The 24,833-nt window shown below is 54.8% G+C and carries 23 protein-coding genes; 13 read left to right on the top strand and 10 right to left on the bottom strand.

The annotated features are described in order from the left end of the window. Positions 1 to 53: 53 nt before the first annotated feature. Complete coding sequence (locus BN3277_RS20695; RefSeq protein WP_059045988.1) at positions 54 to 2,111, bottom strand: LTA synthase family protein; 2,058 nt, start codon at positions 2,109 to 2,111, stop codon at positions 54 to 56. A 60-nt stretch (positions 2,112 to 2,171) separates the two neighbouring features. Beyond that, positions 2,172 to 3,317, bottom strand: a complete 1,146-nt coding sequence (locus tag BN3277_RS20690; RefSeq protein ID WP_059045986.1) for a THUMP domain-containing class I SAM-dependent RNA methyltransferase — start codon at positions 3,315 to 3,317, stop codon at positions 2,172 to 2,174. A gap of 138 nt (positions 3,318 to 3,455) precedes the next feature. Between BN3277_RS20690 and BN3277_RS20685 the strand changes: the two genes are divergently transcribed. The 4 genes from BN3277_RS20685 (at position 3,456) to pfkB (ending at position 7,313) form a co-directional block, all read left to right on the top strand. Beyond that, complete coding sequence (locus BN3277_RS20685) at positions 3,456 to 4,085, top strand: O-methyltransferase (RefSeq protein ID WP_059045985.1); 630 nt, start codon at positions 3,456 to 3,458, stop codon at positions 4,083 to 4,085. Positions 4,086 to 4,350: 265 nt separating this feature from the next. Then, entirely contained in the window at positions 4,351 to 5,415 is a 1,065-nt protein-coding gene (locus BN3277_RS20680; RefSeq protein ID WP_059045983.1) for a lytic polysaccharide monooxygenase, read from the top strand. A gap of 223 nt (positions 5,416 to 5,638) precedes the next feature. After that, entirely contained in the window at positions 5,639 to 6,388 is a 750-nt protein-coding gene (locus BN3277_RS20675; RefSeq protein WP_059045981.1) for a DeoR/GlpR family DNA-binding transcription regulator, read from the top strand. 7 nt (positions 6,389 to 6,395) lie between these two features. Next, the gene (gene pfkB, locus BN3277_RS20670; RefSeq protein WP_059047371.1) at positions 6,396 to 7,313 is read left to right on the top strand and encodes a 1-phosphofructokinase; all 918 of its coding nucleotides are present in this window, start codon (positions 6,396 to 6,398) and stop codon (positions 7,311 to 7,313) included. Positions 7,314 to 7,367: 54 nt separating this feature from the next. Here the strand turns inward: pfkB and BN3277_RS20665 are convergent, their stop codons facing one another. After that, the gene (locus BN3277_RS20665) at positions 7,368 to 8,087 is read right to left on the bottom strand and encodes a cupin domain-containing protein (RefSeq protein WP_059045980.1); all 720 of its coding nucleotides are present in this window, start codon (positions 8,085 to 8,087) and stop codon (positions 7,368 to 7,370) included. A 178-nt stretch (positions 8,088 to 8,265) separates the two neighbouring features. On the opposite strand from BN3277_RS20665, the gene BN3277_RS20660 reads away from it, so the two are divergent. Further along, positions 8,266 to 8,487, top strand: coding sequence for a DUF2905 domain-containing protein (locus tag BN3277_RS20660; protein ID WP_059045978.1), 222 nt, complete (start codon positions 8,266 to 8,268; stop codon positions 8,485 to 8,487). 561 nt (positions 8,488 to 9,048) lie between these two features. On the opposite strand, the gene BN3277_RS26330 is transcribed toward BN3277_RS20660, so the two are convergent. Beyond that, positions 9,049 to 9,474, bottom strand: coding sequence for a DUF559 domain-containing protein (locus tag BN3277_RS26330; protein WP_316244816.1), 426 nt, complete (start codon positions 9,472 to 9,474; stop codon positions 9,049 to 9,051). 165 nt (positions 9,475 to 9,639) lie between these two features. Here BN3277_RS26330 and BN3277_RS25620 point away from each other — a divergent pair, with 165 nt between their 5' ends. Continuing rightward, positions 9,640 to 9,780 (top strand): hypothetical protein, encoded by a 141-nt coding sequence (locus tag BN3277_RS25620; protein WP_157688745.1) that lies wholly within the window; start codon positions 9,640 to 9,642, stop codon positions 9,778 to 9,780. 112 nt (positions 9,781 to 9,892) lie between these two features. On the opposite strand, the gene BN3277_RS20650 is transcribed toward BN3277_RS25620, so the two are convergent. Next, positions 9,893 to 10,729, bottom strand: a complete 837-nt coding sequence (locus tag BN3277_RS20650) for an oxidoreductase (RefSeq protein WP_059045976.1) — start codon at positions 10,727 to 10,729, stop codon at positions 9,893 to 9,895. Between the two features lie 4 nt (positions 10,730 to 10,733). Beyond that, positions 10,734 to 11,939 carry an MFS transporter gene (locus tag BN3277_RS20645; RefSeq protein WP_059045974.1) on the bottom strand — a complete coding sequence of 402 codons (1,206 nt, stop codon included), beginning with the start codon at positions 11,937 to 11,939 and terminating at the stop codon, positions 10,734 to 10,736. A gap of 162 nt (positions 11,940 to 12,101) precedes the next feature. On the opposite strand from BN3277_RS20645, the gene BN3277_RS20640 reads away from it, so the two are divergent. Beyond that, positions 12,102 to 12,773 carry a TetR/AcrR family transcriptional regulator gene (locus BN3277_RS20640; protein WP_059045973.1) on the top strand — a complete coding sequence of 224 codons (672 nt, stop codon included), beginning with the start codon at positions 12,102 to 12,104 and terminating at the stop codon, positions 12,771 to 12,773. A gap of 30 nt (positions 12,774 to 12,803) precedes the next feature. On the opposite strand, the gene shc is transcribed toward BN3277_RS20640, so the two are convergent. Further along, a complete protein-coding gene (gene shc, locus BN3277_RS20635) occupies positions 12,804 to 14,738 on the bottom strand; it encodes a squalene--hopene cyclase (protein WP_059045971.1) in 1,935 nt (644 codons plus the stop codon). A gap of 168 nt (positions 14,739 to 14,906) precedes the next feature. Between shc and BN3277_RS20630 the strand changes: the two genes are divergently transcribed. Continuing rightward, positions 14,907 to 16,073 (top strand): alanyl-tRNA editing protein, encoded by a 1,167-nt coding sequence (locus BN3277_RS20630; RefSeq protein ID WP_059045969.1) that lies wholly within the window; start codon positions 14,907 to 14,909, stop codon positions 16,071 to 16,073. Here BN3277_RS20630 and BN3277_RS20625 read toward each other — a convergent pair. Next, the gene (locus BN3277_RS20625; protein ID WP_059045967.1) at positions 16,068 to 16,979 is read right to left on the bottom strand and encodes a LysR family transcriptional regulator; all 912 of its coding nucleotides are present in this window, start codon (positions 16,977 to 16,979) and stop codon (positions 16,068 to 16,070) included. The two genes, BN3277_RS20630 and BN3277_RS20625, sit on opposite strands and share 6 nt — an antisense overlap. Before the next feature lie 128 nt (positions 16,980 to 17,107). On the opposite strand from BN3277_RS20625, the gene BN3277_RS20620 reads away from it, so the two are divergent. Beyond that, positions 17,108 to 17,965 carry a class I SAM-dependent methyltransferase gene (locus tag BN3277_RS20620; RefSeq protein WP_082691544.1) on the top strand — a complete coding sequence of 286 codons (858 nt, stop codon included), beginning with the start codon at positions 17,108 to 17,110 and terminating at the stop codon, positions 17,963 to 17,965. Between the two features lie 72 nt (positions 17,966 to 18,037). On the opposite strand, the gene BN3277_RS20615 is transcribed toward BN3277_RS20620, so the two are convergent. After that, positions 18,038 to 18,880: an oxidoreductase gene (locus BN3277_RS20615; RefSeq protein WP_059045965.1), complete on the bottom strand. Its 843-nt coding sequence runs from the start codon at positions 18,878 to 18,880 to the stop codon at positions 18,038 to 18,040. A 231-nt stretch (positions 18,881 to 19,111) separates the two neighbouring features. On the opposite strand from BN3277_RS20615, the gene BN3277_RS20610 reads away from it, so the two are divergent. Continuing rightward, entirely contained in the window at positions 19,112 to 19,669 is a 558-nt protein-coding gene (locus BN3277_RS20610; protein ID WP_059045964.1) for a TetR/AcrR family transcriptional regulator, read from the top strand. A 101-nt stretch (positions 19,670 to 19,770) separates the two neighbouring features. Here BN3277_RS20610 and BN3277_RS20605 read toward each other — a convergent pair whose 3' ends face one another. Then, positions 19,771 to 20,988 (bottom strand): MFS transporter, encoded by a 1,218-nt coding sequence (locus tag BN3277_RS20605; RefSeq protein WP_059045962.1) that lies wholly within the window; start codon positions 20,986 to 20,988, stop codon positions 19,771 to 19,773. 249 nt (positions 20,989 to 21,237) lie between these two features. Between BN3277_RS20605 and hemE the strand changes: the two genes are divergently transcribed. The 3 genes from hemE to hemG are packed head-to-tail and all read left to right on the top strand — an operon-like array spanning position 21,238 to position 24,732. After that, a complete protein-coding gene (gene hemE / locus BN3277_RS20600; protein WP_059045960.1) occupies positions 21,238 to 22,299 on the top strand; it encodes a uroporphyrinogen decarboxylase in 1,062 nt (353 codons plus the stop codon). Positions 22,300 to 22,359: 60 nt separating this feature from the next. Further along, the gene (hemH, locus tag BN3277_RS20595; RefSeq protein ID WP_059045958.1) at positions 22,360 to 23,301 is read left to right on the top strand and encodes a ferrochelatase; all 942 of its coding nucleotides are present in this window, start codon (positions 22,360 to 22,362) and stop codon (positions 23,299 to 23,301) included. A 6-nt stretch (positions 23,302 to 23,307) separates the two neighbouring features. Continuing rightward, positions 23,308 to 24,732 carry a protoporphyrinogen oxidase gene (hemG, locus tag BN3277_RS20590; RefSeq protein ID WP_059045956.1) on the top strand — a complete coding sequence of 475 codons (1,425 nt, stop codon included), beginning with the start codon at positions 23,308 to 23,310 and terminating at the stop codon, positions 24,730 to 24,732. Positions 24,733 to 24,833: the final 101 nt, after the last annotated feature.

The following is a 24,833-nucleotide window of genomic DNA, read 5'->3' as shown; positions in this document are numbered from 1 at the left end:
ATTGGACGAAATAACGCCCTATATTACCGCTAATTCATTCGCGCTCGGGAGGCTCACCGCGCCACCCCTTGATCCTCCTTGCGGAAGGTCGCGATCAAATCGGATGTGATCACTTGGTCCGAGATCCGCAGGCGCTTCATCGCTTCTTCGTGCGGAGCCCGGCACGGTTCGACTGCGGTCGTCTTGCGGCCGGCCAAATTGTAACAGGTGCCGTTCGCGAACAGGTTGTCCGCGGACGGAATATAGTACCGTTCGCCGTCCGTAAACGCGCCCGAACGTAGGACGACCAGACGATCCGCGGCGCGATCCGTCCCGGTGTCGGCAAACAGATTATGACCCATCATGTAGTAGGAGTCCGAGTGGATGCCCAGCAGATGCAGCAGCGTCGGCGCCAGGTCAAGTTGACCGGCAGGCTCCTCGTAGACTCCGGCATGCTGGCTGTCCGGCAAATGGAGGAGCAGCGGCACCTGATTCAGGATCTGGTGCATATCAAGATCGCTCAGCGACTTGCCCAGGAACTGCTCATACATCGCTTTGTCGGTAATCGAGTTGTCGTGGTCCCCGTAAAACGCCAAAATCGTCTGATCCCACAAACCTTCCCGCTTTAATCCCTCCACGAACTCCCCAAGCGCCGCATCCACGTAATGCACGGCCTGTAAATAATCGCCGAGGATAGTGCCCTTCAACTCGCCGGTGTCCAACTCCTGCACGGAAGCCGGCAGCGTATACGGATGGTGGCTGGATAACGTTATGAGGAACGAATAAAAGGGCGGTTTCTCCTGAGCCATCACGTCTAACGACTGCCGGAAAAAAGATTTATCGCCTAGCGACCAGCCCAGCGGCTCGTCCAGCTGGAAGTCTTTTTTGCTGTAAAACCGGTCGTAGCCCATCGCTTGATACATATTGTTGCGGTTCCAGAAGCTGCCTTCGTACGCATGAAACGCGTCGGCGGTATAACCGGCCTGCGTCTTCAGAATCTGCGGCAGCATATCAAACGTATGGGTCGGGTAACGGACCGCAACCGATCCCGTCGGTAAAGGATGCAGCGAGCTGTTGGAGGAGAAGTCCGCATCCGAAGTGCGGCCTTGACCCGTTTGATGATAGTAATTCGAGAAATAGAGGCTTTCGCCCATCAGCTTGTTGAAATTTGGCGTGATTTCTTGGGCGCCGATCGACTTGCCGATCATGAAGTTCATAAAGGCTTCGGCTTGAATGACGATGACATTGCTTCCAGCATACGCACCAAACAGCTCGTTATCCGCTATGCGGCGTTGACCGGCTTCGTCAAACCACTGCCGGATTTCGTCCTGCTCCTGGGCGCTGACTTTTGGGCCGCCTCCGAGATGCTCCTTGAGATAACGGCTCGCATCGTAATAATGGAAACCAAGCAAGCCGGTCACATTGTATAAGGAGACGTTCCACCAGTTGTTTTCGAACAGCCCCATCGCCCAGGTTTGGGTATAAAAGCGGATCGGGCCCATCGTCAGCGCAAAGCCTAACAGAAATACGCCGATCCCCGAGAACAAGCGTCCGAAGCGGCGTCCGCCGGCTCTCCGGCCGCCCGAGCCGAAGGAAACGGGGGAGAAGGAGCCGCTCCCCAGGCCGGAATGGCCGGAGAAGCTACGACTATCGTACCCGCTAAGCTGCGTACGACGGCGTCCGCCGTCCCCACGCGTCCATCGCAGCCCGAGTTTCACCACTGCCCAGACGACCCAATCGGCGATCAGCCACAAGTCGGCGAGGTGAATCAACTCGCGAATGCTGCCGCCAAGCTCGCCAACTTGTCCGGCTTGAAGCAGGACGGGCACGGTTAGAAAATCGCCGAAATATCGATAGTAAACCAGATCGGCGAAAATCAATACCGTAAGCAGCACGTTCAGCACGCCTAAGGCGATCCCCCTTCCGCGCGAGGGGAGCCAGAACGTCCAGAACGAGACGAGCAGGATGGAACCGATGGCGATCAGATTGTCCAGCAGGTTCATATCGATATAGAGGGCATGCAGGTTACGATGCAGGATGACAAGCTTCATGAAGATGGCTGCAACAAAGAAGAGATAAACGAACAGGCGGCCGTTAAAGCGAAAGCCGCGATTGGCCGTCAAACGTAACATGACGTATCGTCAGCTCCTTTCCTAGCAAGGGGATAAAAGGGAGAGACCCTCCCCCCACGGCTAATGGCGCGGAGGAAGGGGCCCGAGATACTGCAATAATTGACATTCGATGCGCCCGTTAAACAGCTTGCGGCGCTTGTCCGCTTTGCGCTGGAAGTCGTGCTCGAACTGCTTGGTTGGGGTAAGTGCGAAGAAGGACCAGGTCGGCAGTCCGGCCATCACTCGCCCGAGCTGGGCGATCAGCTTGCGCACTTCCTTCTCTTCGCCGATCCGCTCCCCATAGGGCGGGTTCGTGATCATCACGCCGTAATCCCCCTGCGGCTGGATCTTCACCGCAGGCAGGCAGTCGAACTTGATTTCGTTCGCCAGCCCAGCGCTTTTGGCCGCGGCCTTGGCGATCTCGATCGCGTCCGGGTCGATGTCGCTGCCGGCAATGTTCAGCGGCACGTCGTCCCGCACCGCGTCGATCGCCTCGTCGCGCGCCTGCTGCCACAGCTCTGCTGGGATAACCGGCCAGCGCTCGGCGTTAAACGTGCGCCGCAGACCCGGCGCGATGTTCCAGCCGATCATCGCCGCCTCGATCGGCAGCGTCCCCGAGCCGCAGCACGGGTCGTAGAACGGCCGCGACGGGTTCTGGTTCCAGCGGCTCAGCAGGATCATCGCCGCCGCCATCGTTTCCTTCAGCGGCGCTTCCGTCGCGTGCTTGCGGTAGCCGCGCTTATGCAGCGCCGGGCCGGTGGTGTCCAGCGTCAACAACGCTTTGTCGTTCAGCAGGTTCACTTCGATCACGTAACGCGGCCCGGTTTCTTCGAACCACTCGGTGTGGTACGACTGTTGCAGCTTGTCGACGATCGCTTTTTTGACGATCCCCTGGCAAGCCGGTACGCTGCTGAGCTGCGATTTGTGGGAGCGGCCCTCCACGGGGAACTCCCCGTCCGCCGGGATAAAATCCTGCCAAGGCAGCGCCTTGGTGCCTTCGAACAGCTCGTCGAAGGTGACGGCAGTGAACTCGCCCATTTTGATAAGCACCCGGTCTGAGGTTCTCAGCCACAGGTTGCAGCGGCAGATGTCGATCAGGTCCCCGGTAAAATTAACCCGCCCGTTTTCCACGACGGTATCTTCATAACCTAACTCTTTTAATTCGCGCGCCACCACGGCCTCCAGGCCCATAGGGGCGGTTGCGATCAATTGCAAAGGTCCAGCCATAGGTAAGTCAATCACTCCAGCTTCACTTAGACTTGTGAGAATAACGGAAAAACCATACAATTCAGTATAGGCCAATGTTCAACAAGTTACAAACGGTTCTTCATATAGGGAATGAACGTGACGAAAGGAAGATAAGAGATGCTAACGCCGGAACAATACGGTGATGAATTATATGCCAAGGACGAAGTGCTGGAGCGGGTAACCCGATCCATCGCGGACAGCGGAATGCGGGACGTGTCGATTGCCCCGGGATACGGACGACTGCTGACGCTGCTGGTTAAGCTGGCCGGTGCCAAGGACGTGCTGGAAATCGGAGCGTTAGGCGGATACAGCGGCATCTGCCTGGCGCGGGGATTACCTGCCGACGGGCGGCTCATGTCCTTGGAGCTGAAGCAGGAGAATGCCGAACTGGCTCGGGCCAATTTGCGTGAGGCCGGATTTGGGCAGGTTGCGGAGTACATGGTTGGACCTGCGCTAGACAGCTTGCAAACCCTGGAACAGCGGGGGGAGCGGTTTGATTTCTTTTTTATCGATGCGGACAAGGAAAATTACCCGAATTATCTCGACTATGCTATCAAGCTGGCCAAACCGGGGGCGCTGATCGCCGGAGACAATATCCTGCTGCGCGGTCGGACGCTAAACGAGGAAAAAAACGGGCCGTCGGTGCAGGCGATGCGCACGTTCAATGAGAGAATTGCCCGGGACGAGCGGTTGATCAGCACGTTGCTCCCGGCGTATGACGGACTGGCGCTGGCGATGGTGAAATAAAGGCTTAACCTCTAACGAGCAAAGGACAAGAACCCGCTGCAAATCGCGGGTTAAATAAATCTTACATGATATGCGAGATGTCGTGTATAATTTAGATGTATCCATATCTATCCATTTATAACTTTACTAGGATATAAACTCTCGTGGGGGTTTATATCTAATGCAATCGGAAAGGGGGTTTTTAGGGGAGTTCCTGCAGAAGGCGCAATCTGACAGCTTGGGATCAGGCACTAGGCATTTTTCCTAATCCAAAGGAGGGACAAGCATGACTTCAACTCGGCTCGCTCACTCGATGATATTGAAGGCGCTTATTTCTTTATTGGTTATGGTGATTGCTGGCATCGGTATGATCCTGTTCTCGGAAAAAGCTTCGGCGCACGGCTGGGTGGACGGACCGGCAAGCCGGGCAAGCTTATGTAAAACCGGCCAAAATACGAACTGCGGCCCGATTATGTACGAGCCTCAAAGCCTGGAAGCGCCAAAAGGCTTCCCAAATGCCGGCCCGGCGGACGGGAAGATCGCCAGCGCAAACGGGTTGTTCCCCGAGCTTGACGCGCAGTCGGCTAGCCGCTGGACGAAAGTGAACATCTCGGCTGGAACGAACACCTTCACCTGGAAGCTTACCGCTCCTCACGCCACGGCCAGCTGGAAGTATTACATCACGAAGCCGCGGTGGGACCCTAACGCCCCATTAACCCGTAATTCCTTTGATCTGACTCCGTTTTGCTCGGTGAACTATGGCGGCGCACGGCCCCCGTTTACGTATACGGATACCTGTAACGTGCCGGCACGGACGGGTTACCACGTCATTCTGGCCGTTTGGGAGATCGCCGATACCACCAATGCCTTCTACAATGTGATTGACGTGGATTTTGGCGGCGGCAATTCGGGGGATACGACCGCTCCTACAGCACCGTCCGGACTCGCGGTTACAGCGGTAACCTCCACAACGGCTACGCTTGGCTGGAACGCCTCCAGCGATAATGTTGGCGTTACCGGCTATCGAATCTATCACGGCGGCAACCTGATCGGCTCCGTGTCGGGAACGACTCGTATCTATACCGTGACAGGACTAAGTCCAAACACATCCTACACGTTTACGGTCAGGGCGATCGACGCGGCAGGCAACGAGTCGGCTGCCAGCAATACGGTGCAGGCGACGACAGCATCCGGGCCTTCCAGCCCTAACCAGACATGGGCCCCCCATACCCCTTATGCGGTAGGGGCGCAGGTCAGTTACGGCGGGACGATCTACGAGTGCCGACAGGCCCATACCTCCCTGCCCGGCTGGGAGCCGCCTAATGTACCGGCTTTGTGGCAGTTGAAATAACGGAATACACTTAGTAAATCCCTCGGCTTTTCAGGAGAGCCGGGGGATTTTTTTGCCGAAAACAGCTTGGAATCTATAAGTTGCGTGGCCCTGCGCAGGGGATTTGTTCCACCTTGCTGCCCTAGTTAATGATAGAATTTGATTGAAATTGATTGATTATGATAGAATATGATTGAATTATGCAGAAGGTATGATTACGCTGGTTGGAGTTGGAGGGGGAACGATGTTAACGGAAGAAAGGCATCGCCGGATTTTGCGGCGGTTGCAGGAGGTAGGCACCGTTAAGCTCCGGGAGCTTTGCGTTCTGCTGGAAGCGTCCGAGTCCACCGTGAGGCGGGTTTTGGCGGATTTGGAAGAGCAGGGGCTGCTGCGAAGAGTTCATGGCGGTGCGACCCTACCGCTGATGGCCGGTGGACTGGAGCCGGGGATGGCGGAGAAGTCCGCCGTCAATCTAGCGCAAAAGCAACAAATTGCCGAAATGGCGTCCGGTTTGGTACGCAGCGGAGAGGCGATTTATCTGGACGCGGGGACAACGACCTTAGCGATGATCCCTTATCTGCGAGGGAAATCGATCACCGTTGTGACGAACGGCTTGCCGCAGATCGAAGCGTTGCTGGAAGCCGACATCCCGAGTTATCTACTCGGCGGCCAAGCCAAAAAAAACACAAAAGCGTTGGTCGGTTCCCTGGCGGTGGAGCATCTGGGACGGTTTCGTTTTGACCGGTGCTTTCTTGGGGCAAACGGGGTTCATCCCGATGCGGGTTATACGACCCCTGATCCGGAGGAGGCTGCGCTGAAGCGCCGGGCGAGTGAGTTGTCCTCGTTCACCTACGTGCTTGCCGATTCCAGCAAAATCGGGAACATCGCTTTCGTTCAGATGATGGAACTGGAGCGGGCGGCGCTTGTTACGGAGCATGTTCCGGAGCGGTGGCGCAAGCCGATTGAGGAGAAAACCAACCTAATTGGAGGATAAACTTATCATGATCTATACGCTCACTTTAAATCCTTCCATTGACTATATCGTGGAAGTTACCGACCTGCAGCTTGGCGGATTAAATCGCATGGCTCGGGACCTGAAATTGCCCGGCGGGAAAGGGATTAATGTCTCGCGCGTGTTGAAGCGGTTGGGGGCAAACACTGTCGCAATGGGGTTTCTCGGCGGATTCACCGGAGATTTTATTGAGGGATTTCTGCGGAAGGAAGGGATTGACGCCGATTTTGTGCGCATTGGCGGCGGAGACACCCGGATCAATATCAAGCTCAAGCATGGCGAGGAGACGGAAATCAACGGCGGAGGCCCGGTTATTGCTCCGGGAGAAGCCGATGCTTTGGTGGAGAAGCTGTCCTTCTTGAAGGAAGGTGACCTTGTCATTTTGGCGGGCAGCTTGCCTCCGTCCCTTCCCGGCGATTTCTATGAGCAGTTGATCCGCAAGTGCCGAGAACAAGGGGCCGAGTTCGTCATCGACACGACAGGCGAGCCGCTGCGCCGGGCGCTGGCGTACCGTCCGCTGCTTGTGAAGCCGAACCATCATGAGCTGGCCGAACTGTTTGGCGTCGTAATGGAGTCGCGGGAACAGTTGATTACTTACGGCCGCCGGCTGCTTGAGGAAGGGGCGCAGCACGTCTTGATTTCGATGGCCGGCGAAGGCGCGCTGCTGATCCACGGCGACGAGGTGTACCATGCCAACGTCCCGCCCGGCAAGGTGCGCAACTCCGTAGGGGCCGGCGATTCGATGATCGCCGGATTTGCGGGAACGCTCGCCCTGGGCGGTGACCTGCTCGAGGCGTTCCGGGCCGGCGTCGCCTCGGGCAGCGCCACCGCTTTCTCCGACGATTTGGCTGAGCGTGCGCGGATCGAGGAGCTTCGAGCGAAGGTGAGTATCGAGAGGATAGGATAAAATGGAGAACCCCCCAATTACGGAGATTGGGGGATATTCTTTAGCCGGTTATCCTTATGGCCCATCGTGGTACAAATGCGCCCAGCCGTTGCCGATGACCTGCGGGCGGCGGGGATTGCCGTCGCTTTGTTGGTATGGCCGCAGTCCGTACCCTTGGTTATAGGGAGGATGGGAAGCATGCGGTGAATACGCCTGTTGCTGCTGCTGTGGATTAGGGTAAGGCGCCTGCTGATTTTCCTGGTGGCAGCCTCTTGGCGGACCGATGATCACCGTTTGGTTAAGCGGAGCGAACGCTTCCCGGACCTTGTTGGCATCCAGGCAATAGGCGTGTGCAAACGCTTCAGGCGGAGTCAGTCGCAGCATATCGGACGCGGGAATGATTTCCGGAATAGGCTGATCAAAAATCGCCAAGAAATGCGTCCCGTCCATCGTTGCGGTGTCATAATGCCACCAGCCCTGCGGGATACTTGTCGCTTGGCCGGGACGGTTCGGATAATGCCGCAGCTCTTTGGTGAACGGGTTGATGATGGAGACGACCACTTCCCCCGAAATACAATACACGAGCTCGGAGGCGTTTTGATGAATATGCATTTCAATGACGTTGCCTTTGTCCAGGTAAGTATCCAGCATGGATATATTCCCCAGCGTATTTAACTGATGGATGGACAACTCGTTGATGAAGTTGCGTTGGTCCTTTTGGACCGTCGTGTTCCGGTTGATGTCAAATGAGAATTGTGCGTTGGGTGATGTGAAATCCATGTAAGAAACCGCCATGGTTGTTCCCTGCCTTTCCTACGTATAGGCGCTATCCCTTCTACTGCATATGTATGTTTGATCAGGAGGTTATATGTACCTTTTAAGGGGAGCTGAACAGAGAGCGTCGGCGGTTTGCTATAGCGGTTGGAAGTTAGGTATCATGAAGTAAATTTGAATCGAAAGGAGAAAACAACCCATGAGCAACGTTCCGAAGATGCTGATTCTGGCCGGTACCGTTCTGATTGTCATCGGCTTGGTTTGGATGCTGCTGGGGAGATTTGTGCAACTGGGGAAGCTGCCCGGCGACATCGCGATCGAGCGGGGGAACTTCCGGTTTTATTTTCCCATCGTAACTTGCATTGTGATCAGCGTTGTATTCTCATTGATCTTGGCCGTCATCCGTTGGTTTACCAAATAGACGGGGTGGGTTTCTAGCATATACGCAATAACGTACGTATGGAATAAATAACGTCCAGGGTGCACTTATTTTTGAGGATTTGGCCCCTTTTATTGAAATAGTTGCAATAGTGCATCTATTTTGGTGTGAAACTGGGGGATGACGCGAATTTAGATAAAATAAGTGCATTATTGCAGCTATTTGGTCTTTTTTGAAAAAAATCTCCAATTTAGATGTACGGTTGCACTTATTTCATCTATGCGTCATCTCCCCGTATCTACACGGAGTCCGGTTAGGCTAGATAGCATCGGCTACTTTCCCCACTAAGTTATAGCCGATGTATCGCATCTTTCTGGAGCTCGTACCTGACCGCACGTTTTCCCATGGAACCAAAGACAGGCTTAAGCAGGCCTTTGTCCTGCATGGACTGTAAAGCTTGTACCGCAGTTCGTTGGTTCACCTGAAAGTGCGATTTTACGTCGATTGGACGAACGGGACGAGCTAATTGGCAAGCTAGCCGAAAGATCTCTCTTTCCATCAGAGACAGCGGCTCTGCTGGGGCCGAAACCGGTAGAAATCGATTCAACACCATCCGCAGCAAGGTAATGCACAATTCCGGCCGTTGGCGACATCATCGTATGCAAAGCAAATCACTTGATACCCCATCGCGGTCAGAAAGGTTTCCCGATTGAGCTCATTGCAGTATTTTTGCCGGTCCATGTCCTTGACGTGGGGGCCAAAGCCCTTGATTTCAATGACCAGCTTCACCGGTCCATGAATCCACACGAAATCGCAAAAGTAGGACAATCCCCGCCAATCCATCACCTCGTACTCCGGATGCAAGTGCTCGAAATTACCGTGGACTTCCCACCAAACTTTGCGGCAGAATAACTTCTCCGCCTCCCGGTGCCCGCGCTCCAGACGCCCTCTACGCTCTCCCGTCCTAGACTCCAGATGCTTCTGCAGAAATGCGGCGTGCGCTTGTTCGAAGGTTAGCTCTGACAACATCCCTTTATCCCTCCCGTGAAAAAAAGAAAACGCCCCGGCTCCAACAACTTGGATTGGATCGGGACGTTCTTCGTCTACTCCACATTATACCTGGCAAGGAGTAGGTTGAAAACCTGCTCTCCTTTCGCAGAAACCTCTATTGACAGAAAACGGAAGTTCGAATAAGTGCCAAACAATTTTATTTTGATGGGGGATGTGGATTCCGAGGAGGTGCAGCAGCAGAAGCTGTCCGCAGCGGAGGAAGTCTTGCCGCTTGCCTGCATTTTTGCCCGTCCCAAGCCGTTCAATACGGCAAAGCGACCGTAAAAAAGGAAGGTACGAGACCAGTAAGGGCAAAGCCCCTCATTAAGTGTAAACGTCCCGCTTCTCCGTAAGAAATCCTGAGCGGCGGGACGTTTGTGCTTCCTCCAAAGAGATATTATGATTTCGGGTAATCCGCGCTCCGGCTGAGTTCCGCCCATTTTTCGGCTTCTTCTGTACGGGCTTTGGACGATGTGGCAGCCATTTCGACTGCATCAGAGCCAAGCAGCATACGTAACGGCGGTTCTTCCATCCGGACGAGGTCAACAACGATTTTCGCTCCTCGCACAGGGTCCCCGGGCTGGTTGCCTTCAAACGAGTCACGGAACCGATTCGTCGCTCCAACAGTATCTTCATAGTCCGCGCTTACGGACAGCTTGCGCATCGATGAACCGTTCCAATCCGTTCGAAATCCTCCGGGCTCGACAATGATCACCTTGATGCCAAGGGGGCTTACCTCGTTGTTCAGCACTTCGGAGAAACCCTCCACGGCATACTTCGCGGTTTGATAGGCACCCATGCCAGGCGTTCCCCCAACGCGCCCACCGATGGAAGAGAACTGGATCATGTGGCCCGAACGTTTCTTCCGCAAAATCGGTAATGCGGCTTTCGTTACGTTCACGACTCCAAACAGATTGGCTTCGATTTGGGCGCGGAACATCCCATCGCTCATCTCCTCGATCGGAGCGCTATCCGCATAACCTGCGTTATTGACGACGACGTCAAGCGTGCCAAATTCCTCCACCGTGAACGATACGGCATTCTTTGCCGCCACCGCATCAGTGACGTCCAGCGCATAAGTGCGTATTTGATCACCGTAGAGTCGGACAAGGTCGTCTAGCATCTCCGGTCGCCGAGCCGTAGCAACGACCCGATCTCCTTTGTCCAACGCCGCTTTGACAAGTTCTCTCCCAAATCCCCGGGAGCTTCCGGTAATCAACCATACTTTTGACATATTTTTAACTTCCTTTCACTTCGTTATTTTGTGGGTGTAATTTATTTCCAGTCTTGCTTCTCACCTTTAAAGCTAAGGCAACGAAGAAGGACAAGCCAGCAGCAGCAGCAAGAAATAAATAGGTTTCGCGATAGGTCGATAGGTGCAGCAACGATTGCACACCATGAACGAACAGCGGAGCAAGGAATTGGAACAAATAAAGGCTGGCCAGCAATACTGAGAAGGCGGTAGTGATTCGTTCCTTCGGCACCGATTCGGCCGTTTTATTCAATGACACGGGAAAAAGAAGCCCTTGAGCAAACCCGATCATTAGAATGGAGAGTGCAGCAACCACGAGATTCGTCGCCATACTTTCCATGAGGAAGCCAGCAGCGTATAAGGCCAAAGCCAGTGGAACAACCGCATTTGGCATTCTATGGGTCAACCCGGTGACAGATAACCCGGCGGCAAACACACTCAAAAGGGATAATGCCATCAAGATGCCTACTGTTGACGTACCTCCCAGATGGGTTTCCGCCAGATATAACGACAACGTAGTAGGCAGCACATAGAACAGCATGACATGCAGTCCGCTTCCTAATACTAGTCCGTAGAAGGAACGAGGGAGGGGGGCCGCAGTTCCTGAACCGGCAGCAGGTTCAGTTGGTTTCTGCAATGGTAGCGTTTTGTTCTTAGGGATCAGGAAGATGACCATGAGCAGAATCACAAGGGCGTAGGCGTAACATAAGAAGACACTACGCCACCCATAAGCTGCAATAAATCCGCCCACCGATAGGAAAATTGCTCCGCCGATCCCGTTTACGGCCGTGACCAGCCCATTCATATGCGAACGCTCGGTACCTTGGGTGTTCTCGGCGATCACGGCGTTATAGGTCGGAGCCACAAAGCCGATGCCTAAACCCAGGATCGCCCTGAAGACGAGGATCCAAGTGATGGAATTCATGAAAGCCGGGCCGATCCCTCCGATCAGATAAATGACTAGGCCAAGAATCAGGATGCTTTTCTTAGAAATCCGTTTGGACAAATACCCGGCTAGGAACAAGGTCGGCAATATAAACAGGGACGATAAAGTAACTACCCATTGCAGCAGCAAGCCGCTCACATGTGGAAAATCCGCCTGCAGCAGTTTTACTGCTGGTGCAGCGAGCATGTTGCCAAACGTAACAATGACGGCACAGAACAACACGCCGATCTTAAAACTTCGAGTCATGGTTTCTCCTTCTTTCTCTAATTTGGCTACGAGAGAAGGATATCATGATTTCGATACAAAGTAAACAAAAAATATATAAAGTGTCTATTTTGTATAATGAGTATGATCTCATGGCGTGATTTGTGTATAATAGATGGTAGCGTAAGGAGGTCGATGTACGGGATGGAACGATTAACCGATCAATCGCCTAATAAATCGAAAAGCAAGATGCTGAAGAAATTGGCGGGCGTCACCAAAAAGGAAGGTTTTCAGTCTCTTAGAATGGACGATATCGCTAAAGCCATGGACGTCAGCCGGGCGACGATGTACAAATATTTCTCTTCGAAGGACGAAGTTGTGGAGGCCTTAGTCGAGACCTATGAGGACTACATTGACGGTCTGGCGCTGGATACGACACAAGGGGAGGAATCCTCATTCGGGATTCGATTTCAGCGGCTGTTCGAACAATCGGTCCTACTGATTGAGTCGGTGACGGATGTGTTTCTACGTGATCTTCAGTTAGCTTATCCAGAATTGTTTGGGCATATTAAAGAAGCGATGCATCGACGAGAACGGAAAATGGTCGAGTTCTACCAGGACGGGATGAAGCGGGGCGTGTTTAACCAAGTAAACGTCAAGTTTCTACTGCTGCAAGACGACGTCATGCTGCGGGAAATTCTGACTGCGAAATATATTATGTTCAATGAAACGACGTTGGAGCAGGTGTTGCGGGACTATTATGATTTCAAGAAGGTTCAGCTCTTTAAAGCGGAGAAGCTAGCGCTAGTCAATGATCATGAGCTTGAGCCGATAATGGAGCATATCTTGCAGAAATATAAACGGAACGTTGTATGATCGTAAATCAAACAGGGGACGGGAACGCCGTTAAGGCGCACCGTCCCCATATTTATTCACGTAATGCGCGAGGGCCAGAAGCGGCCAGATGTAGCGATAGCTGTGATAATGGGTGTAAAAATACCCCGGCAACCCGGCCCCGGTCGGATACGAGGCGGGCCAGCCGTCCTCGTGCAGTAGCTCGATCAATCGGGCGGCTCCCCGCTCGAGTTCGGGCGTGGGCTGATCGTGCACCGCGATGAGCGCATCCAGCGCCCAAGCGGTTTGCGAAGGCGTGCTGGCGCGGAGCGGCACGAACCGCCTCGCTTGATCGCTGCGGCACGATTCCCCCCAGCCGCCGTCGGCGTTTTGGATGCTGCCCAGCCAATCAGCACCTTTGATGACGGCTGGATGATCGGCGGGCATACCCACGGCCATCAACCCCGTTAACGCGGCCCAAGTGCCGTAAATGTAGCAGATTCCCCACCGACCGTACCACGATCCGTCCTCCTGTTGGTGGCTCAGGAGCCAGTCGGCCCCGCGTGCGACCCAATCATGACGGATACCCAGCTTGGCGAAGTTCCCCAAGTACTCCAGCGTCCGACCGGTCAGATCGGCTTCCGAGGGATCGGTCGCCGCGGATTTCGCCCCTTCGATCGCCAGCCAGGTGAGCATGACTTTATCGGTGTTTTTTTCAAAGGCGGGCCAACCGCCATCGTGGTTTTGCATCGACCAGACCCAGTTTAACCCGCGATTCCACGCGTCCAGGGTGGCATGATCGTCCGTGTGCAGGGCAGCGAGGGCGCGCAGAGCCGCCGTGGTGTCGTCCACATCGGGAACAAACGTATTCGTCTCAGAGAAGCCCCACCCTCCCGGCAAGACGCCCGGATTATGAATTTGCCAATCGCCGGCGCGGTGATGCTGACGATCGCGCAGGTAGGCGGCGGATCGGCGAATGGCCGGATGCGTTGCCACCGTCCCCCCTTCCTGCAAAGCATAGGAAATCAACGCGGTATCCCAGACGGTGGAAGGGGAATTTTGAATCGTGATATAACCATAGCCGCTTTCGCCAAGGTCGCTGCCGTCAACCGTAAACTTCATGTTGGATAAGCCTTCAACGGCGCGCTGGATCACCGGGTGCTGCGCCTCATAACCCAGCGCGAGCAAAGCGAAGACCATCAGCACCGTGCAACTGGCATACGTGTAAAGCGTCCCGTCGCTCTCGATCCGGTCGAGCAAATAACGTTCGGCTTTATGGATGGCGGCTTGCCGGATCCGCCGCGGCGTCCCCACCAAATGAGCGAGCGCCGATTGGATTTGATCAAGCGCCTCCCGGCTCTCCGGGGATCGCAAAAGGCCCTCTTCATCGGGATCGCGGTCGCTGCTGAACAGCTCGCTTAAATCAGGCGTGCGCGCGGTTCGGGCACGGAAATTCCGCTCGGCCATAATCAGCAGCGGAACGAGATGAACCCGGGAGTACCCGGAGAAATCATAAAAATTCAGCGGAAACGACTCGGGCAGCAGCAGAATTTCAATCGGGATCAGCGACAAGGATGATGGCCATGCCCGCTGTCCGGTGGCCGCCAGGATCGCTTTGGTCAGCAGGCTTTTTGCCTGACCGATGCCGCCGCGTTCCAGAATGTACCGCTTCGCCCGTTGCAGCGCCTCGTCCTCCGGCCGGCTGAACCCGGAGAATAGCAAGGCATAATACGCCTCTACCGTGGCGGACAGATGACCTTCGCCGTCGTCGCGATACCATCGCCAGCAGCCCTCCGGCTCCTGGGCGGCGAGGATGCGATCGTGCAGCTGTCGGATCAGTTCCTCCTGATCTGCATTTAACGTTCGCAATAGAATGATGGTGCACGCATCCAGCGTGATGCCGTTTTCGAAGCAAAACCGCCAAGTGCCGTCTGGCTCCTGCCGCTGAATCAGTTCCTCGGATAATCGGTGAATCTCCCGCTGGATGTCGGTAAGGGTTACGGCCATCCTTGCCCCCTCCTTGTTCCTCGTCAACCCATTATATGAGGGGAGGAAGAGAGCCATGTGTCGCACCTCCCCAGCGAGGGGTGCGAAGCACCCCCGAGTTCCGGTATAGTAAAAGGAAGAAATGAACTTATTACGAAGATCCAGAGATACCAAGAGAGGACGCTGGCCATGACGATCAGATTATATTTTGACGATGCCTATTTAACTCATTGGACAACCCGTGTCAAGGACAAGCTGGAACGGGAGGATGGCCTATACGTCGTGTTGGAAGAAAGCGCCTTTTACCCGCATGGCGGGGGGCAGCCAAACGATACGGGGCGGATGAACGGCATCCCCGTACTGGACGTGATCAGTGAGGGCGACGAGGTGCTGCACAAGGTGGAGCGACTCCCGGACGAGGATGAGGTACGCTGCAACATCGACTGGGACCGCCGGTTTGACCATATGCAGCAGCATAGCGGGCAGCACCTGCTATCGGCCGTGTGCCTCAAGCATGGGGCGATGACGTTAAGCTTCCACCTCGGCGAGGACTACTGTACGATTGATGTGGATTGGACGGACCTGCCAGCCGAGCAGCTTGCCGCCATCGAACTAGAGGCGAACCGGCATATCTATATGAACCATAAAATCTCCGGCTATTTCGTCACCGAAGCGGAGGCCTCACGGCTGCCGTTGGTGAAGCCGCCGAAGGCGGTGGATCGCATCCGCATCGTTGAGATGGAAGGCGTGGAGTACAACGGCTGCGGGGGAACGCACGTAGCGGCGACCGGTGCGATCGGGATGGTCAAGCTGCTGAAAACCGAGAAGCAGAAAGGCCATGTGCGAATTTTCTTCAAATGCGGATATCGGGCACTCCAAGAGTTTCAGGAACAGCAGCAAGTGCTGGGCGCGGTAACTGTTAGATTGAAAACGAGCCGCGACGGCATCCTGGAACGCCTCGACAAATGGGAAGACGAGCAGAAGCAGCGGCAAACCGAGCTCGACGTCTTGAAAGAAGCGTTGGACGAAATCACGGTAGGTCAGTTGTTGGCTGAGCAGGAAGGCGGACGGATCGCCCGCATCTTTGCGGACAAGCCGCTGAAGGATTTGCAGAACCTGGCCCAGAAGCTCACCGGGCAATGCGATGCGGCGGTACTGCTGGCAACGGAAGCCGAGCTTAAGGTGGTGCTGGCTCATAGCGGCCGTCATCCGGTAGCCTGCGGCGCCTTTTTTAAGGAGCATCTTGCGGCTTACGGTGGAAAAGGCGGCGGCAGCGATAAGCTGGCGCAGGCCGGCTTTGGTTCATGGGACGAGGCCCACGCTTTTTACGAGTTCGCCAAACATGCGTTGTCATAGGGAGAGTGGCCGCTGTCCGTGCGAAACTTCGCGAATTAACTTAACGAACCGTTGGGCCGCTGGAGACAGCGGCTCTTTTTTTCGCGTATATACCGAAATGGAGTTCATCAGATTGACCTCCTCCACAAATACCCGGCTCAACTGGCCTCGCTCCACATCATCCCTTACAACCAGCGCCGAAACAAAGCTGGCGCCGTATCCCGCGATCACCGCCTGGATCGTTTCGTTTAACCCGTTGAATTGCAGGGCGATACGCGGCGCCGGAGCGTTATACGTACGGCATAACGCCATAAATCTCTCCCGGGTGGAGCTGCCGACCTCCCGCATCACGAAGGGCTCCTTGACCATGTCGTGTAAGCTGACGCGCTGACCCGCGTAACGGTGCTGAGGGGAGACGACAAACCACAACTCGTCTCGGAACAATTCCTCCGCGTGGATCGATTCGGGATACGCTTCCGGCAACCCGCCATAGATCGCCAAATCGACCTCCAGATTTAACAGCTGGTTTAAAGCTCCGGTGGAATTGGTCGTGTTGATGGTCATCTCCGTCTGTTCATAGTGCGTCTTGAATTTGGCGATCCAGGTTGGGAGTAGAAAATGAGCGGGCAGATACGTCGCAGCTAAGCGGATATGGCCCAGCTCCCCGGCTTTGTAATCCTCGATAAAACGCTGGATCTGCTGCTCTACGGCAAACAGCCGCTTGCTGTACGTAAACAGCTTTTCTCCACCGTCGGTCAGGGCGATGCCGCGACCTTGTGCTTTTAACAGAGGGAAATCCAGCTCATGCTCCAGCTTCTTGATCTGAGCGGAGATGGCGGGTTGGCTTATGTTTAGCAGCTCTGAAGCGCGAGTCACGCTGCCCGTTTCAGCGATGACGTGGAATAGCCGCAGGGCGTGTAAATTCACAGGGGGGCCTCCTTGAATCATAATTTAAATCTATGATTTATACATAAAGATATATTATATTTATAGGTCGCTTTCAACTACAATGACCTCAGCAGGAACAATATTATCGTTCAAGGAGCTGAGGTTGGATGAACATCGAGAAGCCCTTTTATGATTACGATAAGCACGGGACGAATTACGCCGGATACCGGCGAACGGATCCACGGATCGAGCGACGGGTGCTCGAAGCTTTAGGCTCGGCCCAAACGATCCTTAACGTCGGATCGGGTACCGGATCGTATGAGCCGAAGGATAGATACGTCGTTGCGGTGGAGCCTTCCGCCGTGATGCGGGCGCAGAGGTTGACCCGGGGAGCGATGCCCGCCGTGAATGCCTGGGCAGAGGCGCTCCCGTTCGACGATGAAGCCTTTGATGCAGGAATGGCGATGGTGACCCTTCACCACTGGACGGATTATCGCAAAGGGCTGCAGGAGCTGCGGCGGGTGACGCGGGGGAACGTCGTCGTGTTGACCTTTGATCCGGAGGCGCTGGACTCGTTCTGGAATGCGGAGTATTTTCCGGAACTCGTTGAAGCGGAGCGGCGGCGTTATCCGAAACCGGAGGAGGTGCTTCAAGCGTTAGGGGGCTCTGGTCAAATCCTTCCGGTCCCGGTCCCGCTCGATTGTATCGATGGGTTCCAGGAAGCTTTTTACGGTCGTCCGGAGGCTTTCCTGGTGCCGGAGGTGCGCCAAGCTCAGTCCGCGTGGGGGTTCCTTGAAACTGGGGTAGAAGAGCGACTTTTGCGAAAACTATCCGATGCTTTGAAGTCCGGGGAATGGGATCGCAAATACGGGAACTATCGGACGATGCCGACGCTGACGGGCTCCCTCCGGTTAATCGTAAGTCAGCGATGCGGCGGGGTTGTCGCCAACCTGGGCCGCAAAACCGATGATACGGACGCCGCCTTCCGGCAAGTGCGACGGTGCAGAAATAATCCAGACACCTAAAGGAGGGGCAGGAGCCGAGAGATTCGGCTGCTGCCCCTTTTGGTCGTGAACCCGACGGCTCTAGTTTCGTTATTATTGCTGTTGAAATTCATCAAAATCAGCCGATACGCTTAATTCGGCCCAACGTTCCGTTTCCGCTAGACGCCGCTGGTCGGCGTCAAGAGCCATTTGCACGGCGTCGCTACCAAGTAGTAAACGGAGCGGCGGGTTCTTCTCTGCTACAATAGCGATGATCGCCTGAGCGGCTTTGGTTGGATCCCCCTTCTGCTTCCCAGAGCTTTGACGAACGCGCTCCAGCATAAGACCTACCGTATCACGGTATTCCTCCCGGGGTTCGATGTGGCTCATCGAGGCTCCGGCCCAATCGGTGCGGAACCCACCCGGTTCGATGATCGTCACTTTAATTCCCAAGGGGGCGACTTCTTTCGCCAGAACCTCGGAGAAACCCTCAACAGCCCATTTAGCCGCCTGATAAGGTCCCAACCCGGGCGAGCCGATGCGCCCTCCGACGGACGAGAACTGAAGGATATGCCCTGAGCCTTGTTCTCGAAGGAAGGGAAGGGCCGCTTTGGTCACGTAAACCACTCCCCAAAAGTTTGTTTCGAACTGGGCTCGAAAGTCTTCCGGCGAGGTTTCCTCGATGGAGGCGATATTTCCGTACCCTGCATTATTAACTAGTACATCGAGGCGGCCAAACGCTTGGATTGCTGACTCGACGGCAGCTTTCACCTGCTCCTGGTTTGTAACATCAAGGGTAACGGTGCGGACCCGATCTCCATAGCGTTCGGTCAACGCTGCCAGCTGTTCCGGCTTCCGCGCGGTCGCGATCAAGCGATCCCCGTTTGCCAATACCGCCTCGGCCAAGCTGCGTCCAAAACCTCGTGAACTCCCGGTAATCAGCCATACTTTTGACATGATGATTTCTCTCCTTTTTGGGGTTTGGAATGAATGTTCCAACGGGTTCATCATAACTCTTGCAGAGGACATGGTCAAGAAAATTTGGAATAAATATTCTAGTAAAATAGGTAATCACAGGCTATAAATATGGTTATCAACGTAATAAAACTATAAATTTGGAATATATATTCCGAATTAATTGACGAAATTGGACGTCCGCGATAAAGTGAACTACATGAGGTGCTTAAGATGAGCAAACGTGAGGATATCTTAAAGGCGACGCTGGATTTGATCGATGAGGAAGGCCTGCAGTCCGTAACCTTTGCCAAAATTTTTAAACGGGCGAAGGTAGGTTCCGGTACACTGTTTAACTATTTCTCGAGTAAGGAAGAGTTAGTGAACGAGGTATACCGGCAAGCTCGCCTCCATCTGGCGGAACGCCTACTGGTCGGCTACGATTCACAGGCTAGCTTATATGAAAGATACAAGTGTATTCAACTGAATCGGATTCGTTTTGCGATCGATTGTTCGAAGGAGTTTTTGTTTATCGACAGTTATTCGTATTCGCCTTATATTACCCCCCAGCTGCGTCATATGGATGACAAGGGTACACGAGAGGCGTTGAATATTATCATGGAAGGCCAGAAGCAGGGGTTGCTGAAGGAGATGGATCCGCAGTTTTGTTACCAACTCCTACACGGCATGATCGCTTCGGTTATCAGGGGTTACTTGGTTGGGAAATATCCACTTGATGAGATCCACATTCAACAAACGATCGAAGCCTGTTGGAAAGCAGTGAGAATATAAGCGGTGCATTGCGTAATCACATAGGGCTGCCCCACTGGGGACAGCCTCTTTGTGATAGGCAGGGAACGATGACCTTTGGGCAATTCCCTCACCATCTCCACCTACCTCGGGGCCGTCATTCGCGGCTTCGGCTTCGCATACAGCTTCAAGCGGACCCACAGCGTATTGAGCAACAGAAGGATCCCGGAGATGATGAACAGCCCTTCGATGCCGATGTAACCGGCAAGAAAGCCGCCGATCAAAGCGCCCATCATGTTGCCGAGGGCGAGCGTACTGCTGTTGAACCCAAAAGCTCGGCTCTCCATGCCGTCCGGGGTGTAATAGCGGATCAGCGCATTGACGCTCGGCAGCAGTCCCCCCATGAACACGCCCATCAGGAACCGAACGGCGATCAGTTGCCACACCGTCTGCACGAACGCCTGCGGGATCAGCGTAGCCGCCGCCCCGACAAGACAAAACGTCAAAATACGGTGTGCCCCCAGCTTATCGCTGACCTTGCCGAGCACCGGCGAGGTGATCATATTGGAGATGCCCGTCACGGCGCTGACAAAACCGGCCCAAAACGCCACGTCCGCAGTTTGTCCATGCAGCTTCTCCACATATAAAGGCAGCAGCGACATCGGGCTCAGCATCGCGAATTGCAGCAGGAACGTCACGGCGAACAGCGCAGTCAGTTGCGGCGTTTTGTTCAGTTCGAGGAAACCTTGCAGTACGGAAGGTTGCGGCGTATGCAACGCTTCCTCGCGGTCAAACTTCTCACGTACAAATAGAAGCGCCAGCATGGAGGCAATAAACAGCAGTATCCCGGTAATGTAAAAAATCGGCCGGAACCCGATCCATCCCGCCAATATCCCGCCAATTAAGGGGCCAAGGATCGTGCCGGCGACGTTGCCGGATTGAATGGTCCCCATAGCGAACCCCATCCGTTCCTTCGGTGCTGTACCTGAAATCAGAGCCACGGACGCCGGATTAAAACCGGAGATCGTCCCGTTCAGCAGCCGTAAGCCAAGCAGATGCCAGGGCTGGGTGGCGAAGCCCATCATCGTGATGACGATCGCCATGCCGAAGCCGGAGCGAAGCAACATGATTTTTCGGCCGTATTTGTCGGCAAGCTTCCCCCAGATCGGCTGAAAAATAAACGAGGTGGCGAAATTGGCAGCAAAAATCATCCCGGCCCACAGCCCGATCGCCTGCTCCCCCTGGACGTGCAAATCCCGCGCTAGGTACAGCGAGAGAAACGGCGTGATCATCGTCATCCCGGCGTTGACCAGAAACTGCCCGAACCAAAGCACAATGAGATTGACCTTCCAGGTTTTCAATGTGCTTTCACTTCCTTTCGCAGGTCTCTAGGAGGCATCCCAAAAAACAAAGTTATATTAGTATACACCATTGGAAGACTCAGGGCTGAGGCATTCTTCATGGCATCTTCATCCGATTGTCATAGCTTCGCCACGTTGTGACAGTTGTTACTTACTTTTAAGTAGGGCATAATGTAAATTAGAATGTTTATAGTGTAGCTTATAGATTAAGAATAAAATGGGTTTCTACGAGTATTGGAGGCATGCGGCTTGGTATACAACGATCGCTTGATCCGGGCCCTGCGGAAGCAGGAGGTGGATCGCCTTCCGGTTTGGTACATGCGCCAGGCGGGCAGGTATGATCCCGAATACCGGAAAATCAAAGAAAAATTCAGCTTATTAGAAATTTGCCGGCAGCCGGAGCTGGCGGCGGAGATCACGATGATGCCCGTCCGCAAGCTTGGCGTGGATGCGGCTATTTTGTATTCCGATATCATGAATCCGGTTGCTTCACTTGGCGTTGAGTTTGATATCGTCAAAAATATCGGTCCGGTCATCGAACAACCGATCCGTACGCTTGCGGATATTGATCGACTCCGGCCCATCGATGTTCATAAGGATTTATCGCATATTTTGGAGACGATCGCGATTCTGGACAAGGAGCTGGACGTTCCGCTCATTACGTTTGCCGGCGCACCGTTTACGATCGCCAGCTACTTGATCGAAGGGCGGCCGTCCAAGAGTTATATCCGCACCAAAGAGATGATGTACGGCGAACCTGAGGCTTGGTTTAAGCTAATGGACAAGTTGGGCGACATGGTGATCGCTTACCTGCGGGCTCATGTCCAAAGCGGCGGCAAAGCATTCCAACTGTTCGACAGCTGGGTGGGCGCGCTCGCTCCTAACGATTTTAAACGTTATGTACTCCCGACGATCACCCGTATTTTTGCCGAACTTTCGGATTTGGATGTACCGAAAATTTATTTTCCCGGCGTGAGCTCGGGAGAACTGCTGCCGACGTTAACCGACATCGCCGTTGACGCCGTTGGGCTCGACTGGCGCGTATCGATTACGGAAGGCCGGCGCCGCACGGGCGGGAAGTTTGCGATGCAAGGGAACTTGGACCCCTATATCCTGACGGCCCCGATGGAGGTCATCAAACAGCAGGCGAAAGAAATTATCGATGAGGGCATTCAATCTCCCGGATTTGTGTTTAACCTGGGACACGGCTTGTTCCCTGAGGCTTCCCTCGACAAGCTGCGGGAGCTGACGGAATTCGTGCATGCGTATTCCGCTGAAGCTATTTTGCATCAACTAACGACACGTGCGTAATGCTAAACCCCATACATGAATGAGAGCAACCTAATTATCGACTAGAGGTGAACTGGAATCGTGAAATCGAAGATCGGAGTGTTGGTGATGTCTTACGGCACGCCGCAAAGTCTGGACCAGGTCGAAGCGTATTATACGCATATCCGGCGGGGTCATCCTCCAACTGCGGAGCAGCTCCAGGAGCTGGTTGGCCGTTATGAAGCGATCGTAGGCGGGGTGTTCCCGCTGCGTGCCAATACCGATAAGCAAGTGGCCGCATTGCAGGATACGTTACACGGAATGACCGCGGACAAAGACGTGGAGTTTGTTTGTTATCAAGGATTGAAGCATGCCCATCCGTTTATTGAAGACGGCGTGGCGCAAATGGCCGAGGACGGGATCCGCGAAGCGGTAGGCATCGTGCTTGCGCCACATTATTCCGTGATGAGCATCGGCGGTTACATCAAACGGGCCGAGGCCAAAGCGCAGGAGCGGGGTATTTCGATGCGCTTCGTGGAGAGCTATCATCTGCATCCGAAGCTGATCGAGGCTTTTGCCGCGCGGGTGTCCGCCAAGCTGGACCAATTCGAAGAGGCCGGCGCGTTGCGCGATCAGGTGCGAGTGCTGTTCAGCGCTCACAGCTTGCCGGAGAAGATCCTGCAGATGGGCGACCCGTACCGGGACCAACTGCTGGAGACCTCCCAAGCGGTCGCTGACAAAGCCGGCGTGAAGAACTGGCAGTTCACCTGGCAAAGCGCGGGCCGTACCGCCGATCCGTGGCTGGGCCCGGATATTTTGGATACGCTGAAGGATTTAAGCGAAGAGCAGGTGGAAGACGTACTGGTCGCTCCGGTTGGATTCGTATCGGATCATCTGGAAGTGCTGTACGATCTGGACATCGAAGCCAAAACGATCGCCAAAGAGCTGGATATGCGGCTGGAGCGGATCGAATCGCTGAACACGGAACCTTTGTACATGGAGGCGCTCAGCGACGTCATTATCAAATCTTGGGAAAAGAGATGAGAGGACATGCGTGATTCTTCACGTCAGGTTGTCATAATCGGCGGGGGGCTAACCGGCCTGTCCGCGGCTTTTTACGTTCGCAAGTTTTACAAGGAACGGGGCAACAACCCGCAAATTACGCTGTTGGAAAAAGGCAACACCCTTGGCGGCAAAATTGAAACGTTGGAGAAGGACGACTTTGTGATCGAAAAAGGTCCGGATTCCTTCCTGGCCCGCAAGACGGCCATGACCGACCTGGCGAAGGAGCTGGGGCTGGAGGGCGAGCTCGTGTCCATGAACCCGGACGCCAAGAAGACGTATATCGTCAGCGACGGCAAGCTGCACCCGATGCCGTCGGGGCTGGTGTTGGGCATTCCGACGGAGCTCGGGCCATTCCTGCGCAGCGGTCTGGTCTCCTGGAGCGGCAAAGCGCGGGCAATGCTGGATCTGGTGATGCCGGCGCGGCAAAGCCAGGAGGATGAGTCGCTGGGGGCGTTTATCGAACGACGGCTGGGCCCCGAAGTGCTGCAGAACGTCACGGAGCCGCTGCTCGCCGGCATTTATGCGGGCGATACCTACAAGCTGAGCTTGCAGTCGACCTTCCCGCAGTTTGGCGAGGTTGAACGGGCTTACGGCAGCTTGATTAAGGGCATGATGACCGGCAAGAAGCCGGTGGAAACACACACGGGCACGAAGCGCAGCGCGTTCCTCACGTTCCGCAAAGGCCTGCAAACACTGGTGAACGGGCTGATCTCTTCATTGTCCGACGTCAACTGCCGACTGGAGACCGAGGTGGTGGAAATCCGCCGCACGGGATCGGAAGCTTACGAGGTCGTGCTGACTTCGGGCGAAGCGCTCCCTGCCGATGACGTCATCGTGACCGTCCCGGCGTTTACCGCCGCCGAGCTGCTGCGGCCGCACGTTGATGTGACTGCGCTGGACGCGATCAACTATGTGTCTGTTGCCAACGTAGTCATGGCGTTTGATCGCAAGGATGTCACCGGCCTGTTCGACGGCTCCGGGTTCCTGGTGCCGCGCAAGGAAGGGCTGAATATCACCGCCTGCACGTGGACGGGCATCAAATGGCTGCATACGAGCCCGGACGACAAAATGCTGCTGCGCTGCTACGTTGGCCGCTCCGGCGACGAGGAGAAGGCGGCTTTGCCGGACGAGGAGCTGACGGAGCTGGTGCTTGGCGATTTGAAGCGGCTGATGAACATCACGGCCCGGCCGCTGTTCACGGAAATTACCCGGCTGCCGAAATCGATGCCGCAGTATCCGGTTGGCCATCTGGAGCAGGTCGCCGACCTGAGCCGCCAATTGGAAGAGTCGCTGCCCGGCGTTTATGCCACGGGGGCAGCCTTTTATGGCGTTGGATTGCCCGACTGCATTAAGCAGGCGAAGGAACTGGCGGAGCGGATGGCGGATCAATTGAAGATCGCTCAGGCTTAATCGGACAGCCGATTTGAAGGCTCGACATAGGACTTCCTGACCCCTTGCCCGCAAAATAGGCGAGGGGTTCTATTTATTTACGGAGACCTGATATAATAAAA

Origin of the sequence: Paenibacillus rubinfantis, assembly GCF_001486505.1 — a bacterium.
GTDB lineage: Bacteria > Bacillota > Bacilli > Paenibacillales > Paenibacillaceae > Fontibacillus > Fontibacillus rubinfantis.
This window is presented reverse-complemented; position numbering and strand designations above follow the sequence as displayed.